Origin of the sequence: Streptomyces sp. NPDC007084, assembly GCF_040703595.1 — a bacterium.
Classification (GTDB): domain Bacteria; phylum Actinomycetota; class Actinomycetes; order Streptomycetales; family Streptomycetaceae; genus Streptomyces.
Window position 1 is genome coordinate 100,922 of the sequence record NZ_JBEYFY010000022.1, and the last position, 17,985, is coordinate 118,906.

General features: G+C 72.3%; 17 protein-coding genes. 10 read left to right on the forward strand and 7 right to left on the reverse strand.

Annotated elements, in window-relative coordinates; genetic code table 11:
- Positions 1-14: 14 nt before the first annotated feature.
- Entirely contained in the window at positions 15-1,028 is a 1,014-nt protein-coding gene (locus tag AB0912_RS19835; protein ID WP_366701390.1) for a PepSY domain-containing protein, read from the reverse strand.
- Between the two features lie 188 nt (positions 1,029-1,216).
- On the opposite strand from AB0912_RS19835, the gene AB0912_RS19840 reads away from it, so the two are divergent.
- Positions 1,217-1,882 (forward strand): response regulator transcription factor, encoded by a 666-nt coding sequence (locus AB0912_RS19840; RefSeq protein WP_366701392.1) that lies wholly within the window; start codon positions 1,217-1,219, stop codon positions 1,880-1,882.
- Complete coding sequence (locus AB0912_RS19845; protein WP_366701394.1) at positions 1,879-3,549, forward strand: HAMP domain-containing sensor histidine kinase; 1,671 nt, start codon at positions 1,879-1,881, stop codon at positions 3,547-3,549. Before AB0912_RS19840 ends, AB0912_RS19845 begins: the two co-directional genes overlap by 4 nt.
- A gap of 105 nt (positions 3,550-3,654) precedes the next feature.
- Here AB0912_RS19845 and AB0912_RS19850 read toward each other — a convergent pair whose 3' ends face one another.
- The 4 genes from AB0912_RS19850 to AB0912_RS19865 form a co-directional block, all read right to left on the reverse strand.
- Complete coding sequence (locus tag AB0912_RS19850) at positions 3,655-4,131, reverse strand: MarR family transcriptional regulator (RefSeq protein ID WP_366701396.1); 477 nt, start codon at positions 4,129-4,131, stop codon at positions 3,655-3,657.
- A 92-nt stretch (positions 4,132-4,223) separates the two neighbouring features.
- A complete protein-coding gene (locus AB0912_RS19855; protein ID WP_366701398.1) occupies positions 4,224-5,024 on the reverse strand; it encodes an AIM24 family protein in 801 nt (266 codons plus the stop codon).
- On the reverse strand, positions 5,021-5,671 hold the full coding sequence (locus AB0912_RS19860) for an AIM24 family protein (protein ID WP_366701424.1): 651 nt from the start codon (positions 5,669-5,671) through the stop codon (positions 5,021-5,023). The genes AB0912_RS19855 and AB0912_RS19860 overlap by 4 nt, the downstream gene beginning before the upstream one ends.
- Before the next feature lies 1 nt (position 5,672).
- The gene (locus AB0912_RS19865) at positions 5,673-6,305 is read right to left on the reverse strand and encodes an AIM24 family protein (RefSeq protein WP_366701426.1); all 633 of its coding nucleotides are present in this window, start codon (positions 6,303-6,305) and stop codon (positions 5,673-5,675) included.
- 216 nt (positions 6,306-6,521) lie between these two features.
- Between AB0912_RS19865 and AB0912_RS19870 the strand changes: the two genes are divergently transcribed.
- From AB0912_RS19870 to AB0912_RS19885, 4 genes are all read left to right on the forward strand, one after another.
- Positions 6,522-6,866 carry a DUF3817 domain-containing protein gene (locus AB0912_RS19870; protein WP_366701400.1) on the forward strand — a complete coding sequence of 115 codons (345 nt, stop codon included), beginning with the start codon at positions 6,522-6,524 and terminating at the stop codon, positions 6,864-6,866.
- Complete coding sequence (locus AB0912_RS19875; RefSeq protein ID WP_366701402.1) at positions 6,863-7,156, forward strand: MTH1187 family thiamine-binding protein; 294 nt, start codon at positions 6,863-6,865, stop codon at positions 7,154-7,156. The genes AB0912_RS19870 and AB0912_RS19875 overlap by 4 nt, the downstream gene beginning before the upstream one ends.
- A 189-nt stretch (positions 7,157-7,345) precedes the next feature.
- The gene (locus AB0912_RS19880; RefSeq protein ID WP_366701428.1) at positions 7,346-9,130 is read left to right on the forward strand and encodes a cellulose synthase catalytic subunit; all 1,785 of its coding nucleotides are present in this window, start codon (positions 7,346-7,348) and stop codon (positions 9,128-9,130) included.
- A gap of 3 nt (positions 9,131-9,133) precedes the next feature.
- Positions 9,134-11,122, forward strand: a complete 1,989-nt coding sequence (locus AB0912_RS19885) for a kelch motif-containing protein (protein WP_366701404.1) — start codon at positions 9,134-9,136, stop codon at positions 11,120-11,122.
- Between the two features lie 42 nt (positions 11,123-11,164).
- On the opposite strand, the gene AB0912_RS19890 is transcribed toward AB0912_RS19885, so the two are convergent.
- Together AB0912_RS19890 and AB0912_RS19895 are read right to left on the reverse strand one after the other, a co-directional pair.
- Positions 11,165-12,160 (reverse strand): glycoside hydrolase family 6 protein, encoded by a 996-nt coding sequence (locus AB0912_RS19890; RefSeq protein WP_366701406.1) that lies wholly within the window; start codon positions 12,158-12,160, stop codon positions 11,165-11,167.
- A gap of 78 nt (positions 12,161-12,238) precedes the next feature.
- Complete coding sequence (locus AB0912_RS19895; protein ID WP_366701408.1) at positions 12,239-13,237, reverse strand: DUF5937 family protein; 999 nt, start codon at positions 13,235-13,237, stop codon at positions 12,239-12,241.
- Positions 13,238-13,440: 203 nt separating this feature from the next.
- Here AB0912_RS19895 and AB0912_RS19900 point away from each other — a divergent pair, with 203 nt between their 5' ends.
- The 4 genes from AB0912_RS19900 to AB0912_RS19915 all read left to right on the forward strand — a co-directional run bounded on the left by AB0912_RS19900 (position 13,441) and on the right by AB0912_RS19915 (position 17,782).
- Entirely contained in the window at positions 13,441-14,958 is a 1,518-nt protein-coding gene (locus AB0912_RS19900; protein ID WP_366701410.1) for an MFS transporter, read from the forward strand.
- A 10-nt stretch (positions 14,959-14,968) separates the two neighbouring features.
- Positions 14,969-15,478: a MarR family transcriptional regulator gene (locus tag AB0912_RS19905; RefSeq protein ID WP_366701412.1), complete on the forward strand. Its 510-nt coding sequence runs from the start codon at positions 14,969-14,971 to the stop codon at positions 15,476-15,478.
- A gap of 178 nt (positions 15,479-15,656) precedes the next feature.
- The gene (locus tag AB0912_RS19910) at positions 15,657-15,995 is read left to right on the forward strand and encodes a DUF3817 domain-containing protein (RefSeq protein WP_366701414.1); all 339 of its coding nucleotides are present in this window, start codon (positions 15,657-15,659) and stop codon (positions 15,993-15,995) included.
- An 86-nt stretch (positions 15,996-16,081) separates the two neighbouring features.
- Positions 16,082-17,782, forward strand: coding sequence for a methylmalonyl-CoA mutase family protein (locus AB0912_RS19915; RefSeq protein WP_366701416.1), 1,701 nt, complete (start codon positions 16,082-16,084; stop codon positions 17,780-17,782).
- The last annotated feature ends 203 nt before the right edge of the window (positions 17,783-17,985 follow it).

Here is a 17,985-nt window from a genome sequence, read left to right on the forward strand (position 1 = left end):
CCGTCCGCGGTCGGTCAGTCGTCGTCGGACCCGTGCCCCGAGTCGTCCCCCGCCTCGTGCCCCGACCCGTGCCCGGAGTCGTCCCCCGCCTCGTGCCCCGACCCGTGCCCCGAGTCGTCCCCCGCCTCGTGCCCCGATCCCTGTCCGGAGTCGTCCCCCGCCTCGTGGCCCGGCCGGTCGTCCGACCCATGACCGTGACCCTGCCCGTGCCCCTGTCCACGCCCGTTCCCGTGCTGAGCGTCGTGCCCGGCCCCGTCGTCGTCCCCCGAACCGCGGGCATGCGTGGCCCCGTCGTCCGAGCCACGCTCACGCTCCGTACGGTCGTCCGAGCCCCGCGCGGACCGCGCCCCGTCGTCGTCAAAGTCGTCGTCCGCGTCGTCGTCCGACCTGTGGTCCCGGTCCGCCGTGACCCGGCCCGTGCCGAGGTCGACGCGCCACTCCCGCTCGACGCCGTTCGAGGTCAGCGTCTCGACCTTCCAGGCGGGCGTCCGGCTGTCGTCGTCCACGTCGATCTCGATGACCTTGCCCTTCGCGGCGGCGGCCCGGGCGGCCTCGGCTGCCGAGACGGAGGCCCCCTTCAGGGCCGCCCGCACCCGGGCGATGTCGTCCTCGTGCCCCGTCCGGGAGCCGAGCACCGTGCCGCCGGACGGGGAGACCCGGACCTCGTGCCAGGCGCCGGCGCGGCCGATGATCTCGACCTCCCACACCAAGGAGCCGTTCTCGGCGTCCAGTTCGGCGCCGACGGCGGTACCCGGCGTATGGGCCAGGGCGCGGGCGATGGCGTCCTGCGCGGTGACGGCCGAACCGCCGGCCTTGCTGCCGGCCAGGCTCGTCCCGTGTACGGCCTTGTCGTCCCGGTCGTCGTCGGCCCCCGAGTGCCCGCTCGACCGCGGCGCCGGCGCCGATGCGGACGCCGGTGCCGACTCCGGTGCCGTGGTGTCGGTGCCCGTGACGGCCAGGGACGTCGCCGTGCCCCCGGCGATCAGAGCCGCGGCCGCGACCGTGGCGATGACGATGTTGCGCTTCATGGAAAGCCCTCCCGATGTCGGCTGGTTCACGCTGTCCCGTCCCGGAGGCTCCGCCGGAAGCGGTGCGACCGGGACGACGTGGACCAATCTGCGGGGCGGACGCTGAAGCCAGCCTGAAGGAACCTGAAGACGGCTTCAGGAAGGAGAACCTGAAGCCGTCTTCAGGTTCGGTTTGCGACCCTGTCTCCATGCGCCTGTTGATCGTGGAGGACGAGAAGCGGCTCGCCCTGTCGCTCGCCGCGGGCCTGCGGGCCGAGGGCTACGCCGTGGACGTCGTGCACGACGGCCTCGAAGGACTGCACCGGGCCGCCGGGGGAGGCTACGACCTCGTCGTCCTCGACATCATGCTCCCCGGCATGAACGGCTACCGCGTGTGCGCCGCCCTGCGCGCCGGCGGCCACGACGTGCCGATCCTGATGCTCACCGCCAAGGACGGCGAGTACGACGAGGCCGAGGGGCTCGATACCGGCGCCGACGACTACCTCACCAAACCGTTCTCCTACGTGGTCCTGGTCGCCCGGGTCAAGGCGCTGCTGCGCCGGCGCGGACCGGCCGGAGCGTCCCCCGTGCACGTCCTCGGACCGCTGCGGGTCGACACCGCCGCCCGCCGCGTCCAGCGCGACGGAACCGAAGTGGCCCTCACCGCGAAGGAGTTCTCCGTCCTCGAACACCTCGTGCTGCGGCCCGGCGAGGTCGTCTCCAAGGCCGACATCCTCGAACACGTCTGGGACTTCGCCTACGACGGCGACCCCAACATCGTCGAGGTCTACATCAGCGCGCTGCGCCGCAAACTCGGCGCCGACCTCATCCGGACCGTGCGCGGTGCCGGGTACCGCCTGGAGGCGCGGCCGTGAGGCGGGTGTTCGGTTCCGTACGGGCCAAGGCGACCCTCGGTGCCACGCTGGTCGTCGCCGTCGTACTGGTCGTCGCCGGTGCCGCCGTGCTGCTCTCGCTGCGCGCGGACCTCGTCGGCCAGGCGGACTCCCAGGCCGACACCGCCGCCCGGCACGTCGCCGCGCAGCTCGCGGCGGGCATCGCCTACCAGGACCTCGAACTCGGCGACGCCGAGGAACACCCCGTCCAGGTCGCCGACGAGCGGGAACGCCTCGTGGCCGCGAGCGACGACCTGGAGAGCATCAGCGGCACAGGAGTCACCACCGTCCGCCCGGCGCCGGCGCCGGCCCCGTCCACCCCGTCCACCCCGTCCACCAAACCGTCCCTACGCTCCACCCCTCCCTCTCCGTCCGCGAGCACCCCGGACGACGACGAGGACGACGACCGCGGCGGCGACGACCGCGGCGGGGACGACCACGGCGGGCGCGGCCGTGACAGCGGCAGTGGAAAGGGGAGCAGCGGCAGCGGCAAGACCGAGGGCGACGACGACAGCAGCGGCAAGGGCAGCGGCAGCGGCAGCGACCACGAGAGCGGGGACGACGACAGCGGCGGGGACGACGACAGCGGCGACAGCGACGACGATCCCGCCGTCGGGGAGATCTCCGAGAACGTCCGCACCGGCCAGGGCACCGCCACCGTCGACGGCGGCACCGCCGACTACCGGTTCGCCGCCGTCGAGGTCACCACACCCCAGGACGTCACCCTCACCGTCTGGGCCGGCGCCCCGCTCGCCGCCGAACAGGGCGCCGTCCGCACCGCCCTGACCGCCATGCTGATCGGCCTGCCCCTGCTGCTCGCGACGGTCGCGGCGGTGACCTGGCGGGTCACCCGGCGTGCCCTGCGGCCCGTGGAGGGCATCCGGGGCGAGATGGCCGCCATCACCGCCTCCCAGGACCTCGCGCGCCGCGTCCCGGTCCCCGACACCCACGACGAGGTCGCCCGGCTCGCCCGCACCACCAACGAGACCCTGTCCGCGCTGGAGGAGTCGGTGGAGCGCCAGCGCCGGTTCGTCGCCGACGCCTCCCACGAGTTGCGCAGCCCCATCGCCTCGCTGCGCACCCAGCTCGAAGTGGGCGCCGCGCACCCGGAGTTGCTCGATGTGGCGGGCGCGGTCGAGGACACCGTACGGCTCCAGCGGCTCGCCGCCGATCTGCTGTTGCTCGCCCGGCTGGACGCGGGGGAGCGGCCCGCGGACGGGCGGCGCTTCGACCTGGGCGCGCTCGCGGCCGAGGAGGCGGGCCGCAGGGCCGGGATCGCCGTCGACGTCGAGGACGGGGTGGAGGTGTCCGGGTCCCGTGGCCAGGTGGCGCGGGTGCTGGCCAACCTGCTGGACAACGCCCGGCGTCACGCCCGGGAACGGGTCGAGGTGCGGGTGCGCGCGGCGGGCGGCTGGGCGGAGCTGACCGTGGCCGACGACGGCGACGGGGTCCCGGCCGCCCAGCGCGAGCGGGTCTTCGAGCGGTTCGTACGGCTCGACGACGCCCGCAGCCGGGACGACGGGGGAGCGGGCCTCGGTCTCGCCATCGCCCGGGACGTCGCCGTACGGCACGGGGGCACCCTCACGCTGGGCGAGGCGCCCTCGGGCGGAGCGCTGTTCGTGCTGCGGCTGCCCCGCCCGGCGTCCTGAGGCGTCCGGCGCTCCGGGAAGCGGGCCGGCCCACGACAGAGCCGCGGCGCTCCCGGTGGGTGCGCCGCGGCTCGGTCCGGGTCTCCCCGGCGGGTACGGCGGGTGCTACGGCTTGCCGCGCTGGCCGCGCAGATGCTCGGCGATGGGCCGCAGCGACTTGTGCAGGTCCTCCAGCGCCTCAGGCGACAGCAGGTCGATGAAGTGCCTGCGCACGGAGGCGACATGGTGTGGAGAGACCTTCTTCATGGTCTCCAAGCCATGCTCGGTGAGGACCGCGTACAGTCCCCGCCGGTCGGACTCGCAGTTCTCGCGGCGCACCAGGTCGGCGCTCTCCATCCGCGTGATCTGGTGCGAGAGGCGGCTCTTGGACTGGAGGGTGGCGGACGCCAGGTCGCTCATCCGCATCCGGTCGCCCTCCGACTCGGAGAGGTTCACCAGAATCTCGTAGTCGTTCAGGGTCAGCCCGAAGGGCTGAAGATCCCTTTCGAGCTGATACGTCAACAGCCTGTTGACCTCCAGGTGGGTGCGCCAGGCGCACTGCTCCGCATCGGTCAGCCAGCGCGTGGCCGTCTCGGTCTCCATAAATGAAGTCTACCTAAAATGTTGAAAGGCGAACTAGTGAGGGTGGTGTGACGGTGCGCACGCGTTCGATGTCACACTCCGCAGACTACCGCTCACAGCCCGAAGCGACGCTGGAGGTCTCCGAGCTGTCCGGGAAGGCGCGGTGCCCCCGACTGCTGCCCGTGCTGCCCCGCCGGCCCGCCCGCACCCGGCACTCCGGCCTGCTGCGGAGGCGCCCCGACGGCCTGCTCCGCCATCAGGGTCTCGGTCGACTGGAGCAGCACCGTACCCGCCCCCACGAACTCGAACTGGTGCTCCTCGCCGGAGGCCCCGCCGAGCCCCGTCATCGCACGTAGACCGCCCAGCACGCCTGTCATGTACCCATGGTCGTAGTGGTGGCACGGAGAGGGGCAGTCCGCCCATCCGACGAGGGCCTGCGGGTCCACCCGGATCGGCGGTTCCATGAACACCACCGGCCCGTTGGACGCGGCCACGAACTTGCCCGTTCCGATCAACGTCAGGAAGCCCGGCACGATCGACTGCTTCAGCGCGAGACTTGGCTGAAAAGCGAGCAAGTTGCCCGAGCGAATGGTCAGGTTGCCGTCGTCCAGGTCGTACGAATTCACATCGAAGGCCCGGTCGGCGAGCAGCATCTTGCCCGAACCCTCCGCCACGACCCAGTCGCTCGCGTGCAGAGGCGAATGGAACGAAGTACGCACCAGACGGTCCAGCCGGCCGTGCCCGATCCCGTTGAACTCCATCGACCCGTAGTAGGCGATCATCTTGCCCTTCTGCAGGAACCACTGGCTGCCCCGCAGCTCCACGCAGAAGGTGTAGTTGTTCACGTTGTCGTCGACCGGCAGCGACATCGGATCATGGATCACCGGCCCGCCCGGGGCCCCGTACCCGCTCACAGCTTCTCCTCCGACGCCTGCACGAACACCGAACCGCTGCCGCTCAGCTCCAGTTGGAACGCCTCGCCCGAACCCCGGCCCACCATGTCCCGCCAGCCCAGCGCGGTCGACAGCTTGTTGCGCACCTCCCCGTGGTGCGCCACGTACGCCTGCGGGTCCACGTGCACCGGGCGCTGCGGGGTGATCGGCACCTCGAACACCCCGCCGTGTGCCATCACCGCCACCGCGCCGTGCCCCTTCAGCGTCGTGGTGAACAGCCCCTGGCCCGTCACCTGGCCCCGGACCATCCCCATCACCCCGCCCTGCGAGCCCAGGAACATCGTCCCCTGCTGCAACGTGCCGTCGAAGGCCAGCAGCCGGTCCGCCTCCACGTACAGGGTGTCCCCGGACAGCTCGATCACCTGCACATGATGGCCGCCGTGCCCGAACAGCACCGTGCCCGAACCCTCCACCGTCATCAGCGGAGTCGCCTCGTTGGCCAGCCGGCGGCCGATCATCGACATCACCCCGCCCTGCCCGCCCTGGATGTTCGGGGTGAACGACACCTCGCCCTTGTAGGCGAGCATCGCGCCCCGCTGGCTGAACAGCCGCTGCCCAGGCACCACGGTCGCCTCGACCATCTTCGAGTTCACCTCGCGGAACGGCATCTCACACATCCCCCGCGATCGTGTTCCGCTCGCTGGGCTGCACATAGACCAGCCCGTCGCCCTCGAACCGCATCTGGAAGGCCTCCCCGCCGCCCTCGCCGAGCAGCGTGCGGAACGTCACACCGGACTGGAGCGACTGCCGTACGTTCCCCTGGTGCGCGATGTACGCCCCCGGGTCCACCGTCAGCGGGTACTGCGCGCTCACCCGCAGCACCACCGCGGGGCCGTCCGACATGATCGCCGCCTGGCCGTGGCCCTCCACCGTCGTCGTGAACAGCCCGTTGCCCTGGGACGCGCCGCGGAGGCCCGTGAAGGTCGTCCCGGTCCGCAGGCCCGCGTCCGTCACCAGCAGGTTGCTCGACTCCACGTACAGCTTGTCCCCCTGAAGCCCCACCAGGTTGATCTCCGAGGCCCGGTCCGCGAACCAGCACGTCCCGTGCCCCCGCACCTCCATCACCGTCATCTGCTCGCCGGTCAGCCGCCGGGTCACCATCCCCCGGACGCCCTCACCGCCGCCGCTCAGCTTCTTGAAGGCCATCTGCCCGTCGTACGCGACCATCGAGCCGTTCTTCGCCTTCACGGCGTCCCCGGTCATGTCGACGGCCAGCACCTTGCTGCCTTGAAGTCGGAACATCGCCACGAAGCGAAGGTAACCCCAGCCCGCCCCCGCCGACAGAGTCTCCGGGTGGATCTCACCCCCGACCCGCCCCCTAGGGGAGCGGCGGCACGCCCCGAGCCGGACCCTCGGCCCGGTGTCCCCGGCGCCGGATGCCACAATGGGACCGACGCTTGTGCTTGCGTTCACAAAGCAGCGTCCCCCCGCCAGTGACACTCCCACCGAAGGTGACCCGTGGACATAAAGACCGCCAGCGCCCTCCGCCGCCTCCGCCTGGTCTCGGCCCCCGAAGCCGTCTCCTTCCTGCTGCTGCTCGTCTGCTCGGTGCTGAAGCGGACCACGGACTTCAACGCCGTCCCGGTCATGGGCGCGATCCACGGCGTCCTCTTCATCCTCTACGTGATCTTCTGGGCCGACGCCTGGTACCGCGCCCGCTGGAGCGCGGGCCTCGGACTGCTCTACCTCGTCCTCTCCGTCCTGCCCACCGGCGGCTTCTTCGCCGAGCGCAAGCTCAAGCGCGAGGCCGAGGACGCGGTGATCGCCTCCCGCGCCCGCCAGGAAGGGATCGTCAACGCATGATCGTCGCCTTCTCCGTGACCCCGCTCGGCGTCGGCGAGGACGTCGGGGAGTACGTCGCCGACGCCGTCCGAGTCGTCCGCGAGTCCGGCCTCCCCAACCGCACCGACGCGATGTTCACCTCCGTCGAGGGCGAGTGGGACGAGGTCATGGCCGTCGTCAAGCGCGCCGTCGCGGTCGTCGAGGAACGCGCGCCCCGCGTCTCCCTCGTCCTCAAGGCCGACATCCGGCCCGGCGTCACCGACGGCCTCACCGCCAAGGTCGAGACGGTCGAACGGCACCTGTCCGCCTGACCCGGCCGCCGCGCCACCACCCGAGAACCCCGGTCCCCTGGACCGGGGTTCTCGCGTACCCGGACCAAAGACCACCCGCCCGCACGGCCCCCACACCCCATCGGACGCACCCCGTTCGACACGCACCCGAAACTCACCTTGTGTGTGGATATCGGCCAGCTTGACCACCCCAGACGACCGGAGGGCGACGTGCGGCCCGAGGGCTACGACTACGACACCTACAGCCGACTCGCGGGACCCCTGACCGACCCCTCCGGCACGGCCCGGCAGGTGCGGTACACCAGGCTCCTGTCCAGCGGACCGCGGCGAATAGGCGCCCTCCTCCTCCTGACGCTCGCCCCCGCCCTCACCGTCACCCTCCTCGGCTACCTCCTGTGGCCCACCCACTGGACCCACCGGGAGAACGGCGAGACCTGGCTGACCGCCCTCGACACCAGCATGCTCGTGACGGTCGGCCTCGTCGAACTCTTCATGGTCGTCAACGTCCTCGGCATCGCCCACGCCACCCTCACCGCCCGCGACCCCGTCCCCCTCACCCCCGAGGAAGGCACCCGGGTCGCCTTCCTGACCACCTACGTCCCCGGCAAGGAGCCCCTCGCCACCGTCCGCGCCACCCTCGAAGCCGCCCTGCGCGTCACCCACCCCGGACTCCTGCACGTCTGGCTCCTCGACGAGGGCGACGACGAGCGGGCCAAGGCCCTGTGCGCGGAACTCGGCGTGCGGCACTTCACCCGGCACGGCGTCCCCGAGTGGAACCGCCCCACGGGCCCGCACAAGGCCCGCACCAAACACGGCAACTACAACGCCTGGCTCACCCTGCACGGCCACGCCTACGAGTACTTCGCCTCCGTCGACACCGACCACGCCCCGCTGCCCGGCTTCCTCGACCGCATGATGGGCTACTTCCGCGACCCCGACGTCGCCTTCGTCGTCGGCCCCCAGGTCTACGGGAACTACGACGACAACCCCGTCACCAAGGCCGCCGAATCACAGCAGTTCCTCTTCCACGCCCTGATCCAGCGCGCCGGCAACCGCTACGGCGCCCCCATGTTCGTCGGCACCAACAACGTCGTACGCATCGCGGCCCTGCGCCAGATCGGCGGCCTCCAGGACTCCGTGACCGAGGACATGGCCACCGGGTTCGAACTGCACCGCCACCGCAACGCCAGGACCGGCAACCACTGGCGGTCCGTCTACACCCCCGACGTGCTCGCCGTCGGAGAGGGCCCCGCCTCCTGGACCGACTTCTTCACCCAGCAGACCCGCTGGGCCCGCGGCACCTGCGAAACCCTCCTCCGGCAGTACGGGAAGGCCCCGCTCACCATGCCCGCGGGCCGCCTCCTCAACTACACGCTGATGCTCGTCTACTACCCGATGACGGCCCTCAACTGGCTCCTCGGCGTCACGAGCTGCGTCCTCTACCTCTGGTTCGGGGCCTCCGGAACCCAGGTCACCGCCTCCCTGTGGCTCATGCTCTACAGCGACGCCGCCGCCCTGCGCGTCGGCCTCTACCTGTGGAACCGGCGCCACAACGTCTCCCCCCACGAACCGGAGGGCTCCGCCGGGCTGGCGGGCATGGCCATGTCCGCGCTCGCCGCCCCCGTCTATCTCAAGGCCCTCGCCGACGCCGTCACCCGCCGCCCCGGCCGTTTCGTCGTCACCCCCAAGGGCGGCGACACCAGCGCCGACCGGCCGCGCACCTTCCGTATCCACCTCGGCTGGGCCGCGCTCCTCGCGCTCTCCCTCGGCGCCTCCGCCGTCCTCGGCCACACCCACCCCGCCATGCGCGCCTGGGCCCTGATCGCCCTGGCCGTCTGCCTCGCGCCCGTCGCCGTATGGCTCACCACCCTCCGCACGCGGCACCGGGCCCGCCGGCCGCACCCCGCCCGCGTCCGCGTTCCCGCGCCCGTCCCCAAGGAACCGGCGCTCGCCGCTCCCGCCCCGGCCACCGGCCGCACCCCAGGAGGTACCTAGGCCATGGCCCGCCAGCCCTCGAAGAACACCGGCGCGCCCAGCGGGAAGACCGGCGCCAAAGCCAGGAAGAAGCTGGCCGGCGTCGCCGCGATCGCCGTCCTCGCCGGGCTCAACGCCCCCGCCGCGGTCGGTTTCGCCGGCCAGACCTACCACCAGTACAAGATCTCCCGGCCCGCCTACCAGGCCGCGTACGGCTCCTGGGCGCCCGTCGACATCCCGCGCGCCTACCGCACCAACGCCATCCACGCCGCCCTGCTGCACTCCGGGAAAGTGCTCATCGTCGCCGGGTCCGGGAACGAACAGCGCAAGTTCGACAAGGGGTCCTTCGACACCGTCCTGTGGGACCCGCGGAACAACACGTTCAAGAAGATCCCCACCCCGGACGACTTCTTCTGCTCCGGACACGCCCAGCTCCCCGACGGCCGGCTGCTGGTCGCCGGAGGGACCGCCCGCTACGAACAGCTCGACGGCGAGGTGCGGCGGGCCGGCGGCGGCATGCGGGTGAAGAACGAGAACCCCGACAAGGACGTCGTCCTGAAGAAGGGCACCGTCTTCCGCTCGCCGGCGGGTGTCGAGTACGTCAGCCGGTTCGACGTCACCGTGCCGCGGGCCCGGCGCGACCAGACCGTCACCTACGACCGGGCCGGCGTCATGCGGCCCTGGCGGACCACCGTCACCGCCGGCGAGGCCCGCGTCTTCGTGGAGGCCACCGAGAAGGGCCCCCGCTCCGTCACCGGCGGCCAGGCCCAGTACGCCATCGTCGGCCTGCGCGGCGAGGACGCGGCCAACACCTACGGCCTCTCCGAGAAGATCACCCTCGACAAGCAGGACTTCCAGGGCATCAGGGCCGCCTACGAGTTCGACCCACGCGCCGAGAGGTACGTCCCCGTCGACCCGATGGACAAGGCGCGCTGGTACCCGACCCTCGTCGGCCTGGACGACGGACGGGTCCTCGCCGTCTCCGGCCTCGACGACGTCGGCACCATCGACCCCGGCGACAACGAGATCTACGACCCCCGCACCAAGAAGTGGACCCCGGGCCCCAAGCGCTACTTCCCCACCTATCCGGCCCTCTTCCTCACCCAGGGCGGCAAGCTCTTCTACCCGGCCTCCAACGCCGGTTACGGGCCCGCCGACCAGGGCCGCGACGCCGGCCTGTGGGACCTCGGCACCAACACCTTCCAGAAGGTCCCCGGACTGCGGGACGCCGACGAGACCGAGACCTCCGCCTCGCTGCTGCTGCCGCCCGCACAGGACCAGAAGGTGATGATCCTCGGCGGGGGAGGAGTCGGGGAGTCGAAGAGGTCCACCCCGCGCACCGCCGTGGTCGACCTGAAGAAGGACAACCCCGTCTTCGAGGACGGACCCGACCTCCCCCAGGGCACCCGCTACCTCAACAGCGTGATCATGCCGGACGACACCGTGTTCACCACCAACGGCTCCCGGGACTACCGGGGCCGCAGCGCCAGCAACATCCTCAAGGCCCAGTTCTACGACCCCAAGTCCAACACCTTCCGCGAAGCCGCCTCCCCGACGGTGGGCCGCAACTACCACTCCGAGGCGCTGCTGCTGCCCGACGGCCGGGTCGTCACCTTCGGCTCCGACCCGCTCTTCGACGACCAGCGGAACACCAAACTGGGCCACTTCGAACAGCGCATGGAGATCTACACGCCGCCCGCGCTGCACCGCAACGGGAAGAACCGGCCCGCCCTGGGGAAGGGACCCGACACCCTGGACCCGGACGGCCGGGCGACGTTCACCACCGGCCATCCCGAACGCGTCGCACAGGCCCGCCTGATGCGCCCCAGCGCCGTCACCCACACCACGGACGTCGAACAACGCTCCATCGCCCTGGAGGTGACCAAGGCCGGCAACTCCGTCACCGTGACGGCGCCCAAGGACTCCACCCTGGTGCCGCCGGGCTGGTACATGCTGTTCGTGACGGACGCCCAGGGGACGCCCTCCGAGGCGAAGTGGGTGCGGGTGCCGTAGCGGAAGGCGTGGCGGGTGCCGTGGGGGCGGGGCGGGGGATCGTCAGCCGCCGGAGTTGCGGGCCAGCTCCAGCGCGTACTGCGGCCACCACCGGCCCGCCGCCGGGCCGCCCGCGCACGGGCCGTCGGACTCGCCCGGCCGTTTGATCCACAGGAAGGCGTCCAGGGCGGGTTCGCCGGTTGTCGTGGTGGGGCGGGTGCCGAGCGCGCGGCCGGGCGGGTTGCACCAGGCGCCCTGGAGGGGGCCGTTGCCGTTGCGGCTGGTGTCCACGACGAAGTGCTTCCCGCCGAGCCTGCGCGACAGCTCGACGCCGTACTGCCTGGTCGCGTCGTCCGTCTGGAAGTTCGAGACGTTCAGCGCGAACCCGTCGGCGTTCGCGATGCCGGCCCGTCTAAGGGGTTCGACCAGTTGGCCGGGGTCGCGGATCCAGGCCGGGTGGCCGGCGTCGACGTAGACCCTGGTGCGCGGCTGGCGCTTGAACCGGTTGACCGCGTCGCTGAGCAGTTGGGTGCGCTCGTCGTGGTACTCGCCGGGGGTGCAGCCGTCGGCGATATGGGCGATGGCGTCCGGCTCCAGGACCACCAGGGCCCGGCTGTCGCCGAGGGCGTCCGCGAACCGCCCGATCCACCGCCGGTAGGCGTCCGCGTCCGCCGCCCCGCCCGCCGAGTGCTGACCGCAGTCCCGGTGCGGGATGTCGTACGCCGCGAACAGCGCGACCCGGTCCTCCCGCGCGGCGGCCCGGGCCGCCGCCCGCACGGCCGGGCCCGGATCGGCCTCACCGGCCGGCCACAACGCCACCGGCTGCTCGGCGATCCGCGCCAACAGCGCGGCGTCCTCCGTACGCCCCTCCCGCCGCCACGTCCGGATCTGCGCCGCGGCGGGCCCGTCGGGGTCCACCCAGAAGGCCGAACCGCCCCCGCCGCCCCGCCCCGGCGCGACGACGGTCCGCGCCGCCTCACCGTCCTCGGCCCCGCCGGAGCACCCCACGACGACCCCGAGCACCACAAGCCCCGCGAGAACGCGGATCAGCCGAGCCATGCCGCTCCTTACGCGAAGGTGACGAACGGTCACCAATCGTGGCACAAGGGGCTGTTTACCTCGCCGCACCTCACCGTGTCACGGCGGCTGCTCACCCCCGCCGCCCGAAGCCAGCGTGATGCCCAGGGGGGTGCGTTCGTAGAGGACCTGGTGGCCGTAGCGGCGGGAGGTGAGGAGGCCGGTGTTCCGGAGGGTGGTGAGGTGGGCGGAGACGGAGGACGGGGCGAGGCGGAGGCGGTGGGCGAGGGCCGTGGTGGTGGCCGGTTCGTCCAGGGCCGTGAGGACGGCGGCCCGGCCGCGGCCGAGGAGACGGACCAGGGCCTCGGGGGCGCGGTCGCCGGGTTCGGCCCACAGGCCGCCGATGCCCCGGGCCGGGTAGGCGAGGGTGGGCTGCCAGGGCGGCTCGAAGCCGCTGATCACGTCCGGCCAGGAGAAGACGCTCGGCATGAGGACGAGGCCCTGTCCGGCGAGGTGGCGTTCGTGGCGGCCCCTTCCCTCGATGGTGAGGGTGTGGGCGCGCCAGCCGAGCCGCCGGTCGATCTCCGGCAGGAGCCCCCCGAGGCCCACCTCGGCGAGCCGGCGCGAGTGGAAGGCGATGTCGGCTTCGAGCAGGGCGCGCAACCGGGGCCAGTCGGGTTCGACCAGGGTGTGCCAGGCCTGTTCGAGCAGGTCCGACAGCCGGGCGACCGTGCGCGCCGGGTCGGCGAGGAGGGCACGGCCCTGCGGGGAGTCGAGGGCTCCGGGGGTGTCGGCGAGCGAGCGGGCGATCTCCTCGCGGGCCACGGCGGGGTCGGCGGTGCGGACGGCGGCGATCTCCTCGCCGATGGTCGCGGCCGGGCCGATCGGGGGCGGGCCGAGCCAGTCGGGGGAGTAGCCGGTGCGCGGCATGAGGAGCCAGAGCGGGGTGAGGTCGAGACCCGCGGCGGCGGTGCGGATACGGCGCAGCCAGTGCGCGTGATAGCCGTGCCGGGCGGGCCGGTTGAGGGTGCGGACCGCCTCCTGGGTCTCCCACAGGGGCGAGATCGCGAAGCGGCAGTTGAGGAGGTCGTCCTCGCCGAAGTGGAGGAGGGAGGGCATGGGCACGGGCTCCGGGGGCGGCGGCTGGGGTGGGACGGTCCTGCTGGTGCTGGTGCTGGTGCTGGTGCCGGTGCCGGTGCCAGTTTCCGGACCGGACCCGGCACCAGTGCCGATACCGGCGCCCGGCGGGCGGAGTTGTGGCGAAGATTCGGCTGGAGCCGAAACTCTACGCCGGCCGTCTCCGCCCCGGCACGCTGCCGCACATGCCAGACACACCGACCGAGCCCCCAGCGGGCCGGACGACCGACCCCGCGACGGCCGCGTCCACCGGGTCCTCCAGCGGGCCATCGACCGGGCCCTCCACCGCGCCGCCGACCGGACTGCCCGCCGAGCTGACGGCGGGGCAGGCGACGCCCGGGGCCGCCGCCGCGAACACGCCCTCACCCGCGCCCTCGCCCGCCGCCCGCACCGGCTACGGCCCGGTCTTCGCCGTGCCCGAGTTCCGTGCCGTGTTCGCCGCGCACGCCTTCTCCCTGCTGGGCCTGGTCGTCAGTGAGATCGCGCTGTCCGTCCTGGTCTACGACCTGACGGGGTCTCCGCTGCTCAGCGCGTTGACGTTCGCGCTGGGCTTCCTCCCGTACCTGGTCGGCGGAACGTTCCTGGCCGGGGTCGCCGACCGCTTCCCGGCGCGCCGGGTGCTGGTGGTGTGCGACCTGGTGTGCGCGGGGTGCGTGGCCGTGATGGTGGTGCCGGGGGCGCCGATCGCGGTGCTGCTGGCGATGCGGGCGGCGCTCGCCGTGGTGTCCCCGGTGTTCCAGGGCACCCGGACCGCGACCCTGGCCGACGTCCTCGGCGACGGCGAACTGTTCGTGCTGGGCCGGTCGCTGCTGCGGATCGTGTCGCAGAGCGCGCTGCTGACGGGGTACGGGCTCGGCGGACTGCTGCTCACGGTGGTGTCGCCGCGGCACGCGCTGCTGGTGACGGTCGGTACGTTCCTGGTGTCGGCCCTGACGCTCCGGTTCGGCACGCGGCGCCGGCCCGCGCGGGCGGCCGGCGGCCAGGCGCTGGTGCGGGACTCGTTGCGGGGCGCCCGTCGCGTGCTGGCGGACCGCAGGGTGCTGGTGCTGCTCCTGCTGTTCTGGGTGCCCTCGGCGTTCGCGGTGGTGCCGGAGGCGCTGGCCGCCCCGTACGCGGCGGACCTGGGCGTCGGGTCCACGGGCCTCGGCCTGCTGATGTGCGCGCTGCCGGTCGGGACGATCGCGGGCGAACTGTTCGCCGGATCACGGCTGCGCCCGGCGACCCGGCACCGGATCACCCTGCCGCTGGTGTGCGTGACCTTGCTCCCGTACCTGGGCTACGCGCTGCGGCCGGGGCTCGGCTGGTCGCTGGTGCTGCTGGTCGCGGCCGGCGCCGGATCGGCGTACACGCTCGGCCTGGACCAGTGGTTCGTGCGGTCGGTGCCCGAGGACCTGCTCGGACGCGCGATGACGCTGAACACGGCCGGCCTGATGACCGTTCAGGGGCTCGGGATGGCCCTGTCGGGTGTGGCCGCGGAGTTCGCCGGGGTGCGGGCGACGGTGGCGGGCGCGGGTGTGCTGGGGGCGGCGCTGTGTGTGGCCCTCGCGGTGGCGGCACGGCGTACCGAGCGCACGGGACCGCCCGCCAGAGCGGGGCGCGGACCGGGTGCCGACGGCTCCGCCGAGCGGGCGCCGGCCGCCGTGTCCGTGGGGCGGGGGACCGAAACGCGAGACGGGGCTGACCACGATGTGACCGGCCGGTAAGGTCTTTGGCGTGCCGAAGCCGCTCAGTCTTGCTTTCGATCCCATCGCCCGTGCCGACGAACACTGGCAGCAGCGCTGGGGGTCCGTGCCGTCGATGGCCGCGATCACCTCGATCATGCGCGCGCACCAGATCCTGCTGGCCGAGGTGGACGCGGTGGTCAAGCCGTACGGGCTGACCTTCGCGCGGTACGAGGCGCTGGTGCTGCTCACCTTCTCCAAGGCGGGCGAGCTGCCGATGTCGAAGATCGGCGAGCGTCTGATGGTGCATCCGACGTCCGTCACGAACACGGTCGACCGGCTGGTGCGGTCGGGCCTGGTCGACAAGCGGCCCAACCCGAACGACGGGCGCGGCACGCTCGCCTCGATCACGGACAAGGGCCGCGAGGTGTGCGACGCGGCGACGCGCGACCTGATGGAGATGGACTTCGGGCTGGGGGCGTACGACGCCGAGGAGTGCGCGGAGATCTTCGCGATGCTGCGTCCGCTGCGGGTGGCCGCCCACGACTTCAAGGACGAGTAGTGACGAGTAGCGACGAGTAGTGACGAGTAAGGACGCGTGACGAGTAAGGACGCGTAGGGCGGTCCGGGGCGGTCGCGGCCTGCGCCGCTGGGGCCGCGCGGCCGGGGCCTGTGCGGCATCCGGGGGATGCGCGGGGGTGCGCGAAGATCGCGCAAATGGGGTGGTTACCCTCGTAGCCATGAAGAAGAGCGTGCTGACCCGCTACCGCGTCATGGCCTACGTCACCGGTGTGCTGCTGGTCCTGCTGTGCCTCGGCATGATCGCCAAGTACGGCCTGGGCGTCGACGGCGCCGCCGACTTCACCCGTGTCGTCGCCATCGCCCACGGCTGGCTGTACGTCGTGTACCTGGTCTTCGCGTTCGACCTGGGCTCGAAGGCCAAGTGGCCGGTGGGCAAGCAGCTCTGGGTGCTGCTCGCGGGGACCATCCCGACGGCCGCGTTCTTCGTGGAGCGCCGGATCAGCCAGGAGCTGGAGTCCCGGGTCGCGGACGGTTCCCCCGCGGTCGCCAAGGCCTGATCCACTTCCGGACCCGCACCGCCGTACGGGAACGTACGGCGGTTTGCCATCGACATTTACTAGGACGTCCTAGTAAATTCGGGGGTATGGACGCTGACGCCATCGAGGAAGGCCGCCGACGCTGGCAGGCCCGCTACGACGCCTCGCGCAAGCGCGAGGCCGACTTCACCACGCTCTCCGGCGACCCCGTGGAGCCGGTGTACGGCCCCCGGCCCGGGGACCACTACGAGGGCTTCGAGCGCATCGGCTGGCCCGGCGAGTACCCGTACACGCGCGGGCTGTACGCCACCGGGTACCGCGGACGGACGTGGACCATCCGGCAGTTCGCCGGGTTCGGGAACGCCCGGCAGACCAACGAGCGCTACAAGATGATCCTCGCCAACGGCGGCGGGGGCCTGTCCGTGGCGTTCGACATGCCGACGCTGATGGGCCGCGACTCCGACGACCCCCGCTCGCTCGGCGAGGTCGGGCACTGCGGGGTCGCCATCGACTCGGCCGCCGACATGGAGGTCCTCTTCGGGGACATCCCGCTCGGCGACGTCACGACGTCGATGACGATCAGCGGGCCCGCCGTCCCCGTCTTCTGCATGTACCTGGTCGCCGCCGAGCGCCAGGGCATCGACCCCGCCGTGCTGAACGGCACGCTCCAGACCGACATCTTCAAGGAGTACATCGCGCAGAAGGAGTGGATCTTCCAGCCCGAGCCGCATCTGCGCCTCATCGGCGACCTGATGGAGCACTGCGCCGAGAAGATCCCCGCCTACAAGCCGCTGTCCGTGTCCGGCTACCACATCCGCGAGGCGGGTGCGACGGCCGCGCAGGAGCTGGCCTACACCCTCGCGGACGGGTTCGGCTACGTGGAGCTGGGCCTGTCCCGGGGGCTCGACGTGGACGTGTTCGCGCCGGGGCTCTCCTTCTTCTTCGACGCCCACGTCGATTTCTTCGAGGAGATCGCCAAGTTCCGGGCGGCCCGGCGGATCTGGGCCCGCTGGATGCGCGAGGTGTACGGCGCGAAGACCGAGAAGGCGCAGTGGCTGCGCTTCCACACGCAGACCGCCGGTGTCTCGCTGACGGCGCAGCAGCCGTACAACAACGTCGTGCGGACCGCCGTGGAAGCCCTCGCCGCGGTCCTCGGCGGGACGAACTCGCTGCACACCAACGCCCTGGACGAGACCCTCGCCCTGCCCTCCGAGCAGGCCGCGGAGATCGCCCTGCGCACCCAGCAGGTCCTGATGGAGGAGACCGGCGTCGCCAACGTCGCCGACCCGCTGGGCGGTTCCTGGTACGTCGAGCAGCTCACCGACCGGATCGAGGCCGACGCGGAGAAGATCTTCGAGCAGATCAGGGAGCGCGGACTGCGGGCGCACCCCGACGGGCGGCACCCCATCGGTCCGATCACCTCGGGCATCCTGCGCGGTATCGAGGACGGCTGGTTCACCGGGGAGATCGCCGAGTCGGCGTTCCAGTACCAGCGTTCGGTCGAGAAGGGCGACAAGCGGGTCGTCGGGGTGAACGTGCACCACGGCTCGGTCACCGGCGACCTGGAGATCCTGCGGGTCAGCCACGAGGTGGAGCGCGAGCAGGTGCGGGAGCTGGGCGCCCGTAAGCAGGGCCGGGACGAGGGCGCGGTGCGCGGTGCGCTGGACGCGATGCTCGCCGCCGCCCGCGACGGCTCCAACATGATCGCCCCCATGCTGGACGCGGTCCGCGCGGAGGCGACCCTCGGCGAGATCTGCGGGGTCCTGCGCGACGAATGGGGCGTGTACACGGAGCCCGCCGGGTTCTGACACCCGGTCCTGCCCACCCTCGGAGCCCCGCGCCGGCGAGCACCGCCCGGCGCGGGGCTCCGGCCGTCCGCCCCGCGCGCCCCCACGGCGCGGGGCGCTCGGACGTGACCTAGGGCGTGTCGTTTGGATCATGTGGCGGGTCGCGGGGCAGGGCACGCACTCCCCCAAGCTCTTCGAGCAGGGGGTACCCCCAGCGGCGTTGT